Here is an 883-nt window from a genome sequence, read left to right on the forward strand (position 1 = left end):
GGATCGGACACTTTCAGGTGTTGGTGAAGCAACAAAGGATAATGAAGCTGTTAACAAAGGTCAGCTTGATAAAAGATTAGAGAAGCTTTCTAACAGTCTTCAATCAGATGACTCGGCTGTTGTTCATTACGATAAAAAAGAGGGTGATAATGGCGGCATTGATTACACGAGTGTGACTTTAGGCAAAGGTAAGGATGCAGGACCAGTTGCACTTCATAATGTAAAAGATGGTGCCATTGGTGAGGGTTCACATGATGCGATTAATGGTAGTCAGATCAACACGATTTCTCAGAATGTAGCTAAATTCCTTGGTGGCGATGCAAAATTTGTTGAGGGTACGTTTACAGGACCAACCTACAAGTTATCCAAGGTTGATACAGCTGGTAATATAACAAATGGCTCTTTTGATAATGTTGGTAGTGCATTTACTGGTCTTGATGAGAATATCAAGAATGTGAATCAGCGTATTAAGGAAGTCTCAGAAGGAGTAGCGCAAGATTCTTTGTTATGGAATGATGAAGCCAATGCCTTTGTCGCGCGTCATGAGAAGAAGCAAGAAGAACAAGGCAGAGCTGTAAGGACACAAGAAAACAGTAGAATTACGTTCCTTGCAAATGGTGAGGTTAGCGCTAAATCAACGGATGCTGTCGCTGGTAATCAACTTTATTCAATGAATCAGACATTTGCTGAGTATTTTGGTGGAGGAGCTGGTTATGATAAAGATGGACAATGGAAAGCTCCAAGTTTTGTGATCAAGAAAGTTGATGCGGAAGGTAAAGAAAGTGAAGAAAGCTATAAGAGTGTAGCGGAAGCATTTGCTGGAGTTGCGAGTTCTATCACGAATGTTCATAATGATGTGACCAATGTTGTCAGTGATAGCCTT

1 pseudogene is annotated in these 883 nt (G+C 40.7%); it reads left to right on the forward strand.

Annotated features, from left to right (window positions below):
• Positions 1 to 883 (forward strand): annotated as a pseudogene (locus ACFINY_RS09790) (hypothetical protein); the annotation flags it as partial.

This window comes from Bartonella sp. AA23NXGY, from assembly GCF_042197165.1.
Classification (GTDB): Bacteria; Pseudomonadota; Alphaproteobacteria; order Rhizobiales; family Rhizobiaceae; genus Bartonella.